Source organism: Hyphobacterium sp. CCMP332, from assembly GCA_014323545.1.
GTDB lineage: Bacteria > Bacteroidota > Bacteroidia > Cytophagales > CCMP332 > CCMP332.
The window spans coordinates 1,546,761-1,563,594 of sequence record CP058647.1; the positions used below are offsets into that span (position 1 = coordinate 1,546,761).

Sequence of the window (16,834 nt, forward strand, 5' to 3'; positions counted from 1 at the left end):
ACGATGAAGGAGGACGGAGGACGAAATTTATCTATTGTCGTCTTCCGTCCCTTCGTCTTCAGTCTTTTTTAAAACATTTCCATTTTAGAGAAAAAGAAACTTGCCTCAATCTGGGCATTTTCATCAGAATCAGATCCGTGGATCGCATTGGCTTCAATAGATGTTGCAAATAGTTTTCTGATCGTTCCCTCAGCTGCTTCAGCAGGATTTGTGGCTCCAATAATTTTTCGGAAATCTGCAACTGCATTGTCTTTTTCCACGACAAAAGCATAAATAGGCCCTCCGGACATGTATGCACAAAGATCTTTATAGAATGGTCTTTCCTTATGTACTTCGTAAAAAGCTCCTGCTCTTTCTGCACTTAATTTTGTTTTTTTCAAAGCCACGATTCTAAAGCCCGCTTCTTCGATTATTTTAAATATTGCTCCTGCATTACCGGCTTCCACTGCATCCGGCTTAATCATTGAAAATGTGATATTCCCAGCCATTTTTATTGTTGTTTTGAATTTGAGCGCAAAACTAAACTTTTATTTAATTTATTACACTCTGAACTAATAAGATTGGTTATCAGTTAAAAAAATTCCAAATTTGCAGGCTTTAAAAAAGAATCCTAAGCGGATTCTGAAATATGAGATCTTTAGAAGAGTTAAAACATAAACTTCAAAATCCTAAGTCCATTGTAGTTCTACCGCACACAAAACCCGATGCTGATGCACTGGGTTCGAGTCTTGCGCTCATGTCGATATTGAAGAAAATGGGTCATAAGGTAAATATTATTTCCCCTACCGATTATCCTGCTTTTTTAAACTGGATACACGGTCAGGATGAGGTAATTCAATATTCAGAAGCAAAATCTGACGAAATCAAAACCCTGATCTCCGAATCGGATATCATTTTTGCCCTGGATTTTTGTGCCTTGAAAAGAGTGGACAAACTCGAAGCAATGGTTAGAGAAAGCAAGGCGGAAAAGGTATTGATTGATCATCATATCGGAAAAGAAGATTTCGCCGATTATGAACTCTGGTCTTCCAAGGCTTCTTCCACTGCGGAATTGATTTATGATTTTATCCATCTTATGGATTTGTCCGATAAAATGGGCAAACACGAAGCAGAAGCAATCTACGCAGGGATCATGACAGATACAGGCTCATTTCGATTCCCGGCTACTTCCAGAAAGGTGCATTTAATTATTGCAGACCTTATGGAATACGATATCGATCATGCCAAGATTCACCGTTTGGTTTACGATAATAACCGATTGAAAAAACTTCAATTATTGGGTTATGCCTTGAGTCAAAAACTTAAATTTTTACCCGAATACAATACGGCCTACATTAGTTTATCTGAAAAGGATCTTGAAGAATTTAATTACCAAACCGGTGACAGTGAGGGGCTTGTGAATTATGCTTTATCACTGAAAGGCGTTGTTTTTGCTGCATTAATCACAGAAAAAGATGATGGAGTAAAATTCAGTTTCAGATCTGTGGGAGAATTCAATGTGAATGAATATGCCAGCAAACATTTTAATGGCGGCGGCCATAAAAACGCAGCAGGAGGAAGAATTGAAGGCAGCCTGGAAAATGCGCTAAGCAAATTTGAAAATAGCCTCAAGGAATACAAAGAAGAATTAGTTAAACAATCAGAATTAGAAAATACATTATGTTAAAAATCACAAGTAAAATTTTATTTGTCCTAATCGTTTTGAGCGGCTTCGGATGTGATAACCTCGCAAATGGTGGAGGAAAAGATAAATTCACGGTCACGGAAAAAGGCCTTGAATACAAATTATTAAACGACGCCGAAGGGCCTGTAGCAAATATTGGAGACATGCTGACCTTCAATATGGTGCTTTACAAAAACGAAGATTCCGTTATTACCAGCACTTGGGAAACCGGCAATCCGATTAAAACTCCATTACAAGAGCCCGGTTTCAACGGCGATGTTTCAGAGGGTTTTGCCCTTATGAGTGTTGGTGACAGCGCTTTTTTCAAAGTGCCGATTGATTCTCTTTTCAAAGGAAGAATGAACAATATGCCCCCTTTCTTACAAGGTGCAAAATATTTGAGCTACACCATTAAAATGGAAAATATCCAAACACAGGAAGAAGTTCAGGCTGAAAAAGAAGCAGCACAAGCGGAGCAAAAACAAACCGATGATAACCTGATTCAGGACTATTTAAGTGCAAATGGAATTGAGGCTGAAAAAACCGAGTCGGGAATTTATTATACGATTACCGATGAAGGAGACGGAACACATCCTACCATTCAAAATCAGGTCACTGTTCATTACACCGGTAAATTATTAAATGGAAACGTTTTTGACTCATCCATTCCTGAAAACATGCCTGAAAGACAAGGTATGAGTGGCGAGCCCGTTACTTTTCCTTTATCAGGCGTTGTAAGAGGATGGCAGGAAGGTATTCCTTTGCTAAGTAAAGGAGGATCAGGAGTATTGTATATTCCCTCTTACTTGGCTTATGGAGCACAAAGTCCTAGTCCGGCTATTCCGGCAAATTCAGTTTTGATTTTTGAAGTTGAATTATTGGATATTAAATAAATCCGAAATTTAGGATTATAGAAAAACGGAGCCTGATTCTTTCGAGCTCCGTTTTTTTATGCCATGATCTCAGAAAGTTCGCTGAGGTCAATCAGATTTTCATGCATGGCTTTGCCTATCACAACAGAGCTGACTCCTATTTTTTCTAACGTGCGGATATCCTCGGCAGACCTAACTCCACCACTGGCGATCAGTTTTACATCGGGATGCTTTTCCAGTATTTCCTTGTAAAACTTTACAGCGGGCCCTTTGAGCTGGCCATCTTTTGATAAATCAGTGGATTTAACATGTAGTATTCCTCTTTCATGATAATAGCCGATCATATCAATTACATCGAGTTCGGTTGTTGATGTCCAGTCACCTGTAGTGATTTTCCCGCCTCTTGAATCGGCAGCGAGAATTATTTTTTCCCTTCCGTATGTGATGATCCATTGATTAAAAAGCTCACGATAATTTGCGGCTATTCGGGAAGCGGCAATTCTTTGAGCCCCGGACTCAAAGGCCAGTCTGATATCCCCGTCATTGGTCACACCTCCGGTGAAATCGATTGTCAGCTTGGTATAACGCGAAATCATTTCAAGCGTGGTATAATTAACGATAACACCCTTTTTTGCCCCGTCAAGATCAATTAATAAAATTCGCTTGATTCCCGCATCTTGAAATTTTTGGGCCACATCGATTGGCGCATCCTCATAAACAACCACGTTTTCAAAGTTGCCTTGTGCTACTTTTACTACTTTATTGTTCATTACGGCTATGGCTGGTATTATCTCTATCATAAATGTTAAATTGGCGAAATTAATTTAAGGCCAACAATTTTTAATTAATGGACTGTTATATAATTGTAAATCGTATTGAAATTGGTCCGAGAGCTTTCGAATATACAAAAATTCTTTGGTAAGCAATGTCTATGAAAACATCAAAAATAATTCTATTAAGCCTTTTGCTTTTCTTATTAAAGAGTCCATCTTTTTCACAGGCTTTTAGTACCCGCGATGGCTGGGGTATTGTAGTAGGTGGTAATTTTTCTGATATCGTAGGAAGAAGCGTGCAAATCGGAAATGAACCTAAATTTGGCCTGAGAGCAGGTTTTTCATTGGAATCAACTGCAGTTAATCAGTTTTATTTTCGAAGTGAATTGCTTTACAACCAAAAAGGCGCTCGCATTTCAGCAGGAATTGGTCAGCAAACGGCCATTTTACAAACCTATCATACTCTTGAAATACCGGTTTTAGGATGTTTTGAATTTACCAAGGGGGTTGGAATTGGGGGTGGACTATATGGGGCTTATCTCATCGATTCACAGCTTGAATCCCAATTTGGCGGAACTACGGTTCCAATTCAGTTTCAGGAAAACGATTTGAGAAGATTAGAATTGGGTTATGCCGTGGAATTGAATTTTTTTAAGCAGGAAGGTCTGCAGGGTGGTTTGAGATATCAACGAAGCATCTCCACAATCAACAATTCCATCGACCGTTATCATCAGGTGGTTTCCGCCTATATCGGTATTCTTTTTAATAATGGCGGTTAAAAGTATAATACCAAAATGGGAATTCTGGCCGGCATGGCTATTCTACATCCCTGTTTATATTTATGCTTCATGGCTTGTCCTTAAAGCGCGAAATACTACATTTTTTTCACTATCCAACCCAGTCATGAAATGGGGAGGACTCTTCGCCTATTCCAAATTTAAAATTCTGGATGCTTTGCCTGAGCATCGTATTCCTTTGCAATTGTTGATTTCTCCAACAACGAGTCCGGCTGAGGCATTGGCAATGCTTCATAAAAAAGGAATTGCATTTCCCCTGATTTTGAAACCCGACAAGGGTGAAAGAGGAAAACAGGTGGCTTTCATAGAAAATGAAAGTGCTTTCTATGAATACAGTTTATGGGGAAAGGTTGAAGTCATTGTGCAAGAATTTATAAACTGGCCTCTGGAGATTGGTGTGCTCTGGATCAGAGACATGTCGCACAATATAGGCTTTATTTCATCCCTCATGGAGAGGTCACTATTAACCATAACAGGAAATGGCCTGGACAGTGTGGAAAAACTGCTTCATAAAAATAACAGATATCGACCTTACATTAAGAAAATAAAAGAACGGTATCCTCAGAAATCGGATTATATTCCAAAAAATGGAGAGCAATTTTTAATTGAGCCCATCGGAAATCACAGCCGCGGAACAATATTTTTAAATGCTATGGATAAAATTGATGTCCATTTAGTGGATGTTATGAATCAATTATTAATTCCTGTTACTGGCTTTAATTATGGCAGACTTGATATACGTACTAAATCCTGGGAGGAATTAAAAGCGGGAAGAAATTTCAAAGTTCTTGAAATAAACGGAGCCAACTCTGAACCGGCCCATATTTATAATCCCAATTCTTCCATATTGAAAGCCTATAAAACTTTGTTTCAACACTGGAAATACATGCACAGGATTGCAGTTTACAATCGCAAAAAAGGGCTTGTGTCTGAAAATTTTTCCGAATTATTTCGGGCTTTCCGAAGCTACCTTAGCGATGACCAATCTTAATAAATTTGCTTCTTAATAAAAGGTCTTCTGCAGAAATCTGAATGATATAATATCCCGGCTTCCAATTATTTGTAAATATTGTCCCTCTGTTTTCATTGGAATTTTCCCGGTACATTTCCCGGCCAAAGATATCGTGAATTATAACTTCAAATGTATTTGAAGTGGCTTCTGTAGCCCATGAAAACTGATCCCGGACAGGGTTGGGATACAATTGCAATTCATATTTTTCTCTAGGCTTAAATATTTCTATCGCGCTAATTTCATCGATTACAAAATTGCGACTTAGCGTATCACTTCCACAATTGCTTCTCGCGATTAAGGTAATTTTGTAAGTCCCCGTATCGAGAAATACAATCGGATGGATAGTATTACTAGAGTCCAAAGTACCTGTGCTAAGGTTTTCAAATAACCAGGTAAATGTTTGAGCCGATTGAGACCGGTTATTAAGAATGAACCTGTTTTTTTCACGGTCAAAGCTATAATTCGCCATTGGACTGACATTCCCCCTTGTTACATTTACACTGGATTCTCCTTCGCAAGGTTGTGAATTTGAAACTCTCAGATCATAGAGGTAATAATAAAATTCCGGATCAAAATTATTTCCAAGAATGGCAAGATATGCATTTGAATAGGTACCGTATTCTGCGCCCGAAGTATTTCTATATAAGCTTGTGCCGCTAAAATTGTGCACCCGAATGATGTAATCGCCGGGAACAAGATCAAAACCCGGGTAAATTCTATTTTTTCCTGAATTCGTTGTAAAGGTTTTACTCTGAAGGGTATTTCCCTGTTCATCCTCAATACTTATATCAAATGATCCGGAAAGGTTGGCATAAATTGCGGCAGAAAGGATTGAGGTATAATTGCTGACCTGAATTCTTGTTCGGGAATCGATATTAGTATAGGATCCATTGCCTATAGAATTATCCTCAGGTCCTAAGGTATCGATTAAGCCAATTGTATTGCTAATATAAAAAGTAGTATCGGTGGTAATGGAACCGGTGAGAAATGTATCGCCAACAAACACAAGATCGTTTCTGCTCATATCTGAATACCATTTTATCAAATTGTCACCACTGGCTGTTAAAAGAGCCCTTGCACTATCACAGATTTGAACATTGCTCGAACTTGCCTGCGCTTTGTCGGCATATATGCTTAAAGGAATACTTAAGCTATCATTTTGATTAAAACCATCGGATGGTAAATTGGAATATACTTTGAGTTCAAAATTCCCGGTATCAATGGCTTGAACCAATCCAAGAAAAACCTGATCCTGCATACCAGAACTTAAAGTACCGGAATACAAGCTTGAGTCGCTTATGTTAGCGTAATTATAGATAATGTAAAAATTGCTTTGTGCCGCTGTCCCTAAATTTAGAATATCAACTATGAGTGAATCTGATTCTCCCTGGCAAAAATCAAATCTCGTTTTGTTCGAAGCGAGGAGCGCCAAATCATTATTAATAGATTCACCAAAATAAAAATCGTCAAAGGCAAAGCCCTCATCCCGGGTATTTATATCAGAACCAAAATTAACTCTGAATCGCAATGTTGATTTTCCGGCCAGCAAATTTTCATTGATCTTCGAAGAAAGAAATCCACCACTTCCCTCATTAAAGCTTTCATTTCCACTCCAACCGGCGGTACCACCTGAAAACTGCAAGCCATCAATCTGTGAATTGTTATACCAGTTTATAGAATTACTATTGTCGATATTCTGCCAACTAATTCCATCATTTAAAGTATACTGAATATTAGCGCCATCGTAATCGCTTTCTGATTCCCACCAAACAGCCATCCTCAATTCCGCATTATTTAATGAAGTGCTATTAAAACAAGGGCTCAATACATAAGAGTTTTCATTATTGTTATAAAGCCCGAATCCGGTATTTCCCGTAACCCACGCATTCTGACCTGAATTTGCCCCTCTGATTTTAGATTTCATGGGTTCTCCAAAAGACCAGGTGCTGTTTTCTCCTCCCTCAATCCATTCTTCCTGACCCGATTCAAAGTCTGTAAAATATGGAAATTGGTTGATCTCATTCAGGTTTATTATTGTGCTGGTCAATGTATTATTGATGCTGTAATTGTCGCTCGCTGAATCAATCCAAATTTTTAATTCGTATTCTGCATTGGCGGATAAATCAACACCCTGACTGAACACATATTGTATGCTGGTATCCGCAGCAATTTGAACAATCGTTTCAGTTACAATAGCGTTTGAGTCAAGCTGGTAAGAAATACTGATATTATTTAAAGCGGTCTGTCCCAAATTTTCAACTTCAACAGTAACCGGGGAAGCGCTCGGATAGTCACAGGCATCACTAATCGGCTGAATCAATTGCCGCAGGCCGACATCTGTATAATTTTGTAAAATCTCAAAATCATCAATAGCAAAACCTTCGTTGTTCTGACTGTAGTCTGAGAAAAACAAAAATCTAAATCGCACATTTTGCGTCAAAGGAATGGTGTCTAAGATATGAGAGGCAATTTTCCAGCCATTGGAATTCCCACTCCAGTAATCTACGGTACTGTCATTATGCCAGTTTTGCCCTGTATTGTATTTTCCGATACTATTCCAATTGACTTCGTCCAGAGTGTACTGAAATTTTACATAATCACAACAGGACTCTGTTTTCATGTTGTATTTAAATCTTAGATAGGGCGCCTGAGAAAGCGAGGAAAAGTTAAAAAGGGGAGATTCTAATGCATCGAGTCTGTTGTTGGCATAATTAAATAGAGTATCCGTCATCCAGGCATTATTTCCTGAATAAGCTGAATTGATCTGAGTCATCGAAGGGGCCCCTCTTTTCCAGGTATTGAGATTTCCACTGGTTTGCCAATTGGTGGTGGCTAAATCAAAATTATCGATAAATGGAAATGTAGTTTGAATTTGAGCAAAGAGACTGCTTGAAAATAGGGCAATACAAAAGAAAAGGGTAAACCTCATTAGCATTTTCTTATAAAAGGCTGCAAAAATACAGGATTATAATTGTATTAAACGCTAAAGTTTAGATTTATTGGAATTAAATAAATTATTCTTTGATACACTTCAATCGATGTACGAAATTCTCTCCTTCCATATTTATAATATACAATCCCTTAGAGAGTGAATTGCCTTCGAAATTAAATAACTTTTCTCCATTCCAATGGACGCTACGTATCTCCTTACCATTTAAATCAAATACCTTGATCGATTTAACCGTTTCGGAAAAAGCACCTAAATCAAGCGTGAAATGATCATTGAATGGATTGGGTCTTATGCTTATTTCCTTTTCTAATAAATCATGCAATTCTGTAGCTCCATCCACATTAAGAACGGCTTTTAAGGTATCATTGGAGTTTATAGTATCATTTGAAAATAGGGTATAGGACTTTACACTAATGAATGGCGAACCATTTGGGTCACCGAAATAGGCCCCGATATTGATTTCTGTTTCCGCATTTGAAGCGAGATTACCTGTAAATACATTTTGATAATTCACCACTCCCACTTTCGAAACAATGGGAATATTAGAAACGGTGTTGGAACCAAAATTCTTTAGGCGTATAAATATGTTTTCACCTGTGTTGGCTGCGATGATTTTATCGCCATTTTGAGTTCTGAAATCAATTATGCCCACATCGTTCGGAAATACTCTTCGCGCTTCAATTTGCGTTATATGTAAATCGTAGTCTTCGGGGTCATTGACCGGACCATCCTTGGCTTTAAATGCAAATACTACATCCTGACCAACATAACTGATAAGATTGATGGCAAATTGTCTTAATGAATTGGATAAGGTAGTGAAGGCATCTATGGTTGTTAGAATATTAAATGAATTTCCACAATCGGTAGAAATATAAACTTCCAATTTATCATCGCTTCCCATATTCGCGCTTTGAGTACCGTCTTTACTAGTAAGTGCAACACTGAAAAACAAGCGTGCAGAATTTGAAATTAACACCGGCGGACTTACAATCCATTCAGAATTTTGTGTTCCTGACAAATTTATTTTGGCTGTGGGAGTTCCAAAGAACAATTGCTGAAGAGAATCCGAACTTTTCCAGTTGGCATTCAAACTTGCTCCGGGCGCATTATTGCCTCTTGCTTCCCTCCAGCCCGGAAAGGCATTGACCAGATTGTCGCCATTATAATTGCTAAAATCAACGACTTCAAGCGGAAATGCTTCTTTTACGCCTTCGCTAAGGGTATCATTTGCTTTGTTCAGATCCTGTGGAAATATAACCCAGGTTTTAATTTTAAAATCCTGCAAAGGGGTGAAATCAAAACTACTTTGAAAGACAAAATTGTCTTTTTGATCAGAGGCGAGCAATCCAATGTATTGCTGGATGACCGGGGGATTATCATTGATCTGGTAGGCCAGTGAAAAATTGTTTTGATCGCTGGCACCAAGATTCGTGATCTCAATTTCTATCGGCAAAACACCGGTTACACCACAATCCTGTTTTGGACTTACAACTTCGGTAATTGCTAAATCATCGGGAATGTCATTAAATATTCTGAAATCATCTATTGCCATATCACTGGTAAAAGAAGTCCCTGTCATTCCGCGAATCCTGAATTTTACATTTGGATTAAATGCAGCAAGATTTGTAAGATTAATCTGAGTGTTTTGCCATTGATTTGTGTTAGCAGTCCAGGAAGGAATTACATCCTGAATCCAAACGCCGGTTCCAGTATCCAGGTCGAAGTGCATGGTTCCCATCGCCGTACCAAACATGTGCCACCAAAAATCAATAGTAGGATTGCTCAACAAAGAAAAATCGAATGTAGGACTGTTTAATAGTGCCGTTTGATTATTGCATCCGGAAGTTTCCGTATATAAATAATTTCCGGAGGAAGTTCCCGGATTGTGATCCTGAGAAGGGCCTGTATTTAAAGAACTTGTCCCCCCAAAATCGACAAACCATTCGGCGCCATCGTTTGTGGCATTGGACCAGCCCGCTGATAAATTGCACGGACCACTACAGGTTCCGCTGCAATTACTAAAACTTTCAAAATCCTGTGTGTAAGGAAAAGTGTTGATTTGGGAAAAAGAAATTGAACTGATGGAGAGCGCTAGAAAAAATAATAATATCCTCATTGATTGAAATTATTTCAATCAAAAATAAGGCTTTTCATTTATAGGACAATTTCTTTAACGATAAATAAGCTTATAACTTGAATTATTCCCTTTTGCCTTGTAATTAAGGATATATACTCCCTTGTCCAATAAAGATAAGTTGATTTTCAGCTTATTATCATATGATTCCAGTTCATGAACTTTTTGACCTTTTGAATCATAAACCGTAATTATGCCTTCAAGCTTGGTGTCGGAATGGAGCAGAAAAACGCCATCGGCAGATGGGTTTGGATATATTTTCACAGGTTTATCTTGCTGATCGTCCAATCCAACACCAATTGCACCGGTAACATTCAAAAATGTGCGGAGCGTATCATTTTGATTGATTGTGTCATTAGGATACATGGTATAAGCCAAAAACGGGACTTGAGGAGGCCCCTGAACCGAGGCATAATAGCCACCCAGGTTTATTTCTACTTCCTGATTTGGCCCCAGGTTATTGTAGCGCACAAATTGATAATTAACACTTCCCATTTTAGCAATTATTGGGATGGTATTAATTGTGTTGGCACCAAAATTTTTCAATCTGATATAGACATTTGTACCTGTATTTGCATTGATCGTTTGTGTTCCGTTGTCGGTTCTGAAACTCACGATTCCCGCATCATTGGGATATATAAATCGCGCCTCAAAATTGCTCAAATGCAAGTCGTAATCTTCGGGATCGTTGGTAGGCCCATCGCTGGCTTTAAATGCCAAAATTATTTCCTGACCAATATAATTATCGAGGCGAAGGGCGTATTGCCGGAGACTGTTATCCAACCCGGTAGATGCATCAAGAGTCAACATACTGGTCCAGGAAGATCCACAATCGTTGGAAAGCATTACCTCCAATTTATCATCGGAGCCCATGGCAGAATTAGCGGTGCCATCCTTAATAGTGGTGGCGGCATTAAAATACATGATAGATGCCTGAGGAACTCTGAATATAGGCCCTATCAGCCATTCTCTCTGATTTATTCCCGATAAATTTACGCGAGCTGTATTGACACCAAAAAACTGCATTTGAATTGAATCCGCACTGGTCCAGTTTGAATTGGCTCCCGAAGGATTTTGTCCTCTCGCCTCAGACCAGCCGGGAACTGCTTCATCTAAATTATCGCCGGTGTAGCCTGGAAAAGTTACCGGTATTATCGGCAAAACAGTTTTCAAACCTATATTCAATGTAGAGTCGTTGGTCCGGTTTTCATCCCCGGTAAGATCGGTCCAAACGCTTATGACATAATTATCGCTGCTGCTTAAATTCACTTGTTGAGCAAAAGTAAATGTGGCTTCCTGATCCTGATTAAGGCTTCCGGTATAGGTTTCTGTTACAATGGCCTGATTATTCAACTGATATGAAATGTTGAAATTGCTTTGTGTTTGAAAACCAAAATTTCTTATTCTGACTGTTACATCTTCCAGACCCAATCCGCAATCTTGCGTTGGAGAGGATACATTCAATAGTCCAATATCAAGGGCTTTAAGATCAAAAATTAAAATATCATCAAAGGCAAATCCTTCATCTTGTACACTCCCGTCAGAACCAAAGGCCACTCTTAATTTAACACTGCTTTGACCGATAAGGCTGTTCATTCCGTTTTTAGCTAATACCCAGCCTCCCGAACCATTTCCGGTCGAATTTCGGCCGGTCCAACCAATTTGTTGTCCACCCGGGTTTCCGTTAATGGTATTGTCATTATACCAATTGTTGGGATCATTGAAGTTTCCAACATTTTGCCAGCTGGAACCGTTATTTATACTGGACTGAAGTACCGCTCCATCCCATGAAAATTCACTGTTCCACCAAACATTCATTTGAATCACGGGCTGTTGTAAGGTTGAGAAATTAAATTCAGGGGATTCAACGAATGAGTTTTCATTTGGGCCGTATTGTCCACCTAGAGTACCGGTTACGAAACAATTGGCCCCGGAAGCTGCGCTGTTAATCACCTGTTTTGTTGGTGTGCCCAGGGACCAGGTTCCCGATCCACCGGTAGTCCATCCGCCGTTTCCACTCTCAAAATCTTCGATATATGGAAATGTACTTATTGTCTGCGCATTAGTGACATTCCCAATTGAATAGATAAATATCAGAGATAAAAATATTTTCAAGTAATGGCTATTACTTACATTTAAGAGTAAATTTTTAAGCATATAAAACAATTAAGTGTCTATATCATCCTGGTTTTCTGCCTGATCTCCACCGGACTGCCCGGTCAGAATCCAATTCCAAACTTGAAATTTAGCAAAAAGTTAATTCTCAATGGTGATTTAAAATCAATTATTTCAAAAGCCTGCCCCAATAAGAATTTAATATATTCCGAAATTAATTATACGGATTCATCTGCGAATGAATTTAGTGGGCTTCTTATTCAAGACAGCATAGGAAATCTTTTAAGCTCAAATAAAATTGAATTACCAAATCATTCCATTCTTCAAATAAAAGAATTGATTGTTTCAGACAGCAATTCGGTTTTTCTACTTGGAAGCCTGATTGATTCAGTCAGTAATAGCTCTGTGGCCATTTTAAAATTTGATTCTAAAGGCCGGATTCAATGGGCCAATTCCTATTTTTCTACAGGGGAGATTTCCATCCATTCTGCAGTCAAATATGAAAATTCCCTGCTAATCTGTGGTACAAATCTTACAGAAAATAACGGCTTACTTATAAATGTTTCAGAAACCGGAAGTCTTATTTCCTCTCTCAAATTAAACAGCTCAAACTCCAGTACTTTTAATGACATATCCATTTACAGCAATGGCTTTATTATTGTTGGATCAGTTGAAAAAGAAGCTTCTGTATTTCATTATTCTTTCAAAAGCGACAGCATTAAAACCTATCTTTTTAATTCTTCAGGCAATATAAACTCTCTGAGGCAAATTGTTCGGCGAGACTTAAATACATTTTATATTTCAGGATACAGCGATGCTCACAGCAGCATCGCGGGCGATGCGATAATTTGCAAATGGACTACAGATCAATCTCAGAATGCAAGATTCATGCATATAGGTGTCGCAAATGATTTTGAGATTTACAATTCTGTAATTGATTCAAATTCAATCATCACAAACGTTGGTAAAGCAGAATATTACGGAAATGGCATTTACAATGGTATTTTATTACAATTGGATTCAAATCTCAACCTATTAAATTCCACTGTCCTTCAGAATAATTTTAGTTCTGAATTGCATGCTATTGTCAAGCCAAATAGGAAACGATTGGGCTTTTTCGGCATAAGAAATGACAATACGGCGAATAATGGGATTGCTTACGGTCTGATAGATTCAGATTCCTTATCGTTTTGTGAGTTTCAAAACGCCATTTTGGATACGGGTACTTTTTCACCGGGCATGAGCACTTCCTTATTATCGATTGATAATGTAAATCTATCTGTCTTGCCAATAGCGATTCAGCTTAGTAATCTCAATTTGGGTATACAAAGTATTTGTAAAGAGGGCTATTGCAAAATACCGCTGGAAATCCAAGGGCAAAAACAAAATTTATGTATCGGTGATACAATCAATTTCAACCTTAAGAATGCGTTTCAGAACATATCATGGAAACTCAATGACCAAATAATCTCAAATAATTCCAGTGTATCATTGATCTATGATGGAGAATCAATTCACCTTACTGCGGAAGTATGGGATGATCTTGGATGTTTTGGATTTGATGAAATCATTATTCATCCAAAAAAATATGCGCTTGAAATAGAGGGGGAAAGCAAACTATGCCTCAACAATTCTGAAGTCTGGTATCGTATCATTTATGATAAATCACTGGAATTAGATTTTCAAATTATAAATGGAGAATTGATACAAAAATCCGGTGATTCTCTTCTGATTGATTGGAAAAATAGCGTTAGCCAAGTTCTGGTTTATTTAAAGGACAGTAGCAATTGTAGGCTTGCAAAAAAATCATTGGAAATTAAGCTCGATTCCGGAATTATTCTTAACCCTGTCATCTATGGGCTGACGGAAGATAGCCTGGTGGAATTAACAAGGCTAGATTTTAGTTTACAATCTATTCCCGAAATTCAAAATCAATCATTTCGGCTTTATAAAGTCATGCAGGATATTTCACAATATCAAACTATTTTGCTTGAAAACGAATCAAAATGGATAGACCCTGATTATACTCCCGGTGCCGGCTATTATATTGAAACCGAGAACAATTGCAGCCATACACTCAGATCAAAAACGCATAGAGCCATTTATCTGGATGTTGAAAATCAAACTTTGAAATGGACCGATTATTTGGGCTGGTCAAAAACGAATACCAAATACAATTTAATTCGGAACGGTATTATGGCAGAAGAATTAAATTCTAACAACTATGCTTTAAAATCATTTGAGGAATTCGAGTCCTGCTTTAGAATTAGGGCAAAAAATTTGGAAACTGAATATGTAAGTTTCTCAAATATGCAGTGCATTGATGAATCCCTTAGGCTTGTTTTACCTGATGTAATTACTCCCAACGGCGATGGTATAAATGAGCGATTTAGCATCCCCGAATTGCAAATGTTCCCATCTATTACCTTAAGCGTATACAACCGTTGGGGAAAATTAATTTATAGTAAAATCAATTACGATAATACCTGGCCTGATAGAAATATTGAAAATGGCACCTATTTCTATAGACTTAGTTTTGAAAAAGACTTGGGAATTAAAAATTACAAAGGCTGGATTGAAGTTTTAAAATAGCCGGATTAAAAAAATGAAGTCGATTTTAAATCATCTAAACAAAAGTTCACCTTCAATTGGCCTGGGCCTATTTCGCATCTTATTTGGCCTAATCATGCTCTGGGAAGTTATTTATTTTTACCGCATCGGCCTCATCGAAAAATTTATTTTTCTTCCCGCCACGCTTTTCAATTATGATTTTCTTCCGCTCAGTCCTATGAGTGAACCTGCCATGCAAATAATCCTTGCAGGAATGTTGCTGAGTGCTGTATTGATCACAATTGGATATTACTTTCGTATGGCCTCCTTTTACTTGTTTTTGTCCTTATCCTATATTCATTTGCTGGATAAAGGTCTTTACAATAATCATATATATCTTATATGTCTTGTTTGTCTAATGTTCAGCATAAGCAATGCAGATGCTTCATTGACTTTAAAAAAAAGCAGGACCTCTCCTCAAATACCACGATGGCAATATTTGATTTTTCAAATTCACATTGCCATGGTATATTTTTTTGGTGGTATTGCTAAAATAAACCCCTACTGGTTGAATATGCACCCGGTAAAAGAAATTCTGGCTATCAGGGCAAAAAATTCGGGATTTGAGTTTATCAGCACTCCTCTGGTCGAGAATTTCATTATGTACGGAGGTTTGATTTTCGACATGAGTATTCCATTTCTATTATGGTATAAACGAACGCGAATGCCAGCCATAATACTCGCTCTCTTTTTTAATTTATCCAATGCCTGGATATTTCGAGACATTAATATTTTCCCCTTTTTCATGATGGGAGCCCTGATTCTATTTCTCGATCAGGATAAAGTTGAATCGTATCTGAAGCGATTCAATTTGCCAATTTCAAAACAAAAAATCCAAGTAAGGAAACTTACAAAATCCCTTTTAATCGTACTGTCCCTATATTTCATAATCCATTTCATTTTACCCTTTCGACATTTTCTCTACCCAGGATATGTCGATTGGACGGGTGAAGGGCAGCATTTTGCCTGGAGAATGAAAATTCAACATCGCGAGATAGTGGAGATGAAATTTGCCCTTTTTGATCTGGACAAAAGAGAAATTCATGAAATCGACCCTAAAAATTTAATAAATCTGTCGCAGTATCAGCAGATGTCACTTCATCCTCGCATGGCTGTTCAGTTTGCTGAATATTTAAAACAATTGGCATTAAAAAAGCTACGGATCAGAAATTGCATGGTCAAGTCAAAAATAAAAGTCACATTTAACGGCTCCGAACCTTTATATGTATTTGATCCGGATTTTGATCTTTTGCAAATATCAAATCGCCGTTCCTCTATCAATGAATTTTTAAATTCGGCACCTCAAGCAAGGAATTATTAAATTAGTAGCCGAATTGAGACAATTATTATGAAATTTCAATTAAGGCCCTGGAAAAAAGAAGATTTGCCCTCCCTGGTCAAGCATGCCAATAATTTTGAAATTGCTAAAAACATGATGGATAATTTCCCGCATCCCTATACAAAAAAGGAAGGGGAAAAATTTCTTGATTTTGTAACGGAAAAAGTCCCCCCAACCATTTTGGCTATAGAAATTGATGGAGAAGCAGTGGGAAGTATAGGACTCCACCCCAAAAACGATATTATGCGAAAAAACGGCGAGCTCGGCTATTGGTTGGCCGAACAATATTGGGGTAAGGGAATAATTACAAAGGCCATTAAACAAATGTCGGATTACGGCTTCGAAAACTTTGATATCGAACGTATATTTGCACGTCCATTTGGAACTAATATTGCATCACAAAAAGCGCTTGAAAAAGCCGGATATAAATTAGAAGCCCATTTGGAAAATACCTTGTACAAAAATCAGGAATACCAAGATGAACTAATCTATGCCCTGCGCAAAAAGTGGTTTGAGAAATAATATTAATCTCTCTCCAAAGGAAAATTAAACATCAAAGGCAGGATACG

General features: G+C 37.9%; 12 protein-coding genes. 7 read left to right on the forward strand and 5 right to left on the reverse strand.

Annotation, left to right across the window (positions count from 1 at the left end; all coding sequences use genetic code 11):
- Positions 1–68: 68 nt before the first annotated feature.
- Complete coding sequence (locus HZR84_06865) at positions 69–488, reverse strand: nucleoside-diphosphate kinase (GenBank protein ID QNL21668.1); 420 nt, start codon at positions 486–488, stop codon at positions 69–71.
- Positions 489–628: 140 nt separating this feature from the next.
- Between HZR84_06865 and HZR84_06870 the strand changes: the two genes are divergently transcribed.
- Together HZR84_06870 and HZR84_06875 are read left to right on the forward strand one after the other, a co-directional pair.
- Positions 629–1,666 carry a bifunctional oligoribonuclease/PAP phosphatase NrnA gene (locus HZR84_06870; protein QNL21669.1) on the forward strand — a complete coding sequence of 346 codons (1,038 nt, stop codon included), beginning with the start codon at positions 629–631 and terminating at the stop codon, positions 1,664–1,666.
- The gene (locus HZR84_06875) at positions 1,660–2,556 is read left to right on the forward strand and encodes an FKBP-type peptidyl-prolyl cis-trans isomerase (GenBank protein QNL21670.1); all 897 of its coding nucleotides are present in this window, start codon (positions 1,660–1,662) and stop codon (positions 2,554–2,556) included. Before HZR84_06870 ends, HZR84_06875 begins: the two co-directional genes overlap by 7 nt.
- A gap of 56 nt (positions 2,557–2,612) precedes the next feature.
- On the opposite strand, the gene HZR84_06880 is transcribed toward HZR84_06875, so the two are convergent.
- Complete coding sequence (locus HZR84_06880) at positions 2,613–3,332, reverse strand: 1-(5-phosphoribosyl)-5-[(5-phosphoribosylamino)methylideneamino] imidazole-4-carboxamide isomerase (protein ID QNL23208.1); 720 nt, start codon at positions 3,330–3,332, stop codon at positions 2,613–2,615.
- Between the two features lie 134 nt (positions 3,333–3,466).
- Between HZR84_06880 and HZR84_06885 the strand changes: the two genes are divergently transcribed.
- A complete protein-coding gene (locus tag HZR84_06885) occupies positions 3,467–4,087 on the forward strand; it encodes an outer membrane beta-barrel protein (GenBank protein ID QNL21671.1) in 621 nt (206 codons plus the stop codon).
- Entirely contained in the window at positions 4,077–5,096 is a 1,020-nt protein-coding gene (locus HZR84_06890; protein ID QNL21672.1) for a D-alanine--D-alanine ligase, read from the forward strand. Before HZR84_06885 ends, HZR84_06890 begins: the two co-directional genes overlap by 11 nt.
- On the opposite strand, the gene HZR84_06895 is transcribed toward HZR84_06890, so the two are convergent.
- From HZR84_06895 to HZR84_06905, 3 genes are all read right to left on the reverse strand, one after another.
- On the reverse strand, positions 5,077–8,046 hold the full coding sequence (locus HZR84_06895) for a T9SS type A sorting domain-containing protein (GenBank protein ID QNL21673.1): 2,970 nt from the start codon (positions 8,044–8,046) through the stop codon (positions 5,077–5,079). The two genes, HZR84_06890 and HZR84_06895, sit on opposite strands and share 20 nt — an antisense overlap.
- A gap of 85 nt (positions 8,047–8,131) precedes the next feature.
- Positions 8,132–10,183, reverse strand: coding sequence for a choice-of-anchor J domain-containing protein (locus HZR84_06900; GenBank protein ID QNL21674.1), 2,052 nt, complete (start codon positions 10,181–10,183; stop codon positions 8,132–8,134).
- Positions 10,184–10,237: 54 nt separating this feature from the next.
- On the reverse strand, positions 10,238–12,358 hold the full coding sequence (locus tag HZR84_06905) for a T9SS type A sorting domain-containing protein (protein QNL21675.1): 2,121 nt from the start codon (positions 12,356–12,358) through the stop codon (positions 10,238–10,240).
- A gap of 81 nt (positions 12,359–12,439) precedes the next feature.
- On the opposite strand from HZR84_06905, the gene HZR84_06910 reads away from it, so the two are divergent.
- The 3 genes from HZR84_06910 to HZR84_06920 are packed head-to-tail and all read left to right on the forward strand — an operon-like array spanning position 12,440 to position 16,787.
- Entirely contained in the window at positions 12,440–14,908 is a 2,469-nt protein-coding gene (locus tag HZR84_06910) for a gliding motility-associated C-terminal domain-containing protein (protein ID QNL21676.1), read from the forward strand.
- Between the two features lie 13 nt (positions 14,909–14,921).
- Positions 14,922–16,247, forward strand: coding sequence for an HTTM domain-containing protein (locus HZR84_06915; protein QNL21677.1), 1,326 nt, complete (start codon positions 14,922–14,924; stop codon positions 16,245–16,247).
- A gap of 27 nt (positions 16,248–16,274) precedes the next feature.
- Positions 16,275–16,787 carry a GNAT family N-acetyltransferase gene (locus tag HZR84_06920; protein ID QNL21678.1) on the forward strand — a complete coding sequence of 171 codons (513 nt, stop codon included), beginning with the start codon at positions 16,275–16,277 and terminating at the stop codon, positions 16,785–16,787.
- The last annotated feature ends 47 nt before the right edge of the window (positions 16,788–16,834 follow it).

Bases quoted from the DNA above. Each gene is read 5' to 3' on its own strand.
- HZR84_06900 (QNL21674.1), bottom strand. From the start codon at position 10,183: ATGAGGATATTATTATTTTTTCTAGCGCTCTCCATCAGTTCAATTTCT.
- HZR84_06865 (QNL21668.1), bottom strand. From the start codon at position 488: ATGGCTGGGAATATCACATTTTCAATGATTAAGCCGGATGCAGTGGAA.
- HZR84_06915 (QNL21677.1), top strand. From the start codon at position 14,922: ATGAAGTCGATTTTAAATCATCTAAACAAAAGTTCACCTTCAATTGGC.
- HZR84_06875 (QNL21670.1), top strand. From the start codon at position 1,660: ATGTTAAAAATCACAAGTAAAATTTTATTTGTCCTAATCGTTTTGAGC.
- HZR84_06920 (QNL21678.1), top strand. From the start codon at position 16,275: ATGAAATTTCAATTAAGGCCCTGGAAAAAAGAAGATTTGCCCTCCCTG.
- HZR84_06890 (QNL21672.1), top strand. From the start codon at position 4,077: ATGGCGGTTAAAAGTATAATACCAAAATGGGAATTCTGGCCGGCATGG.
- HZR84_06870 (QNL21669.1), top strand. From the start codon at position 629: ATGAGATCTTTAGAAGAGTTAAAACATAAACTTCAAAATCCTAAGTCC.
- HZR84_06885 (QNL21671.1), top strand. From the start codon at position 3,467: ATGAAAACATCAAAAATAATTCTATTAAGCCTTTTGCTTTTCTTATTA.
- HZR84_06905 (QNL21675.1), bottom strand. From the start codon at position 12,358: ATGCTTAAAAATTTACTCTTAAATGTAAGTAATAGCCATTACTTGAAA.
- HZR84_06895 (QNL21673.1), bottom strand. From the start codon at position 8,046: ATGAGGTTTACCCTTTTCTTTTGTATTGCCCTATTTTCAAGCAGTCTC.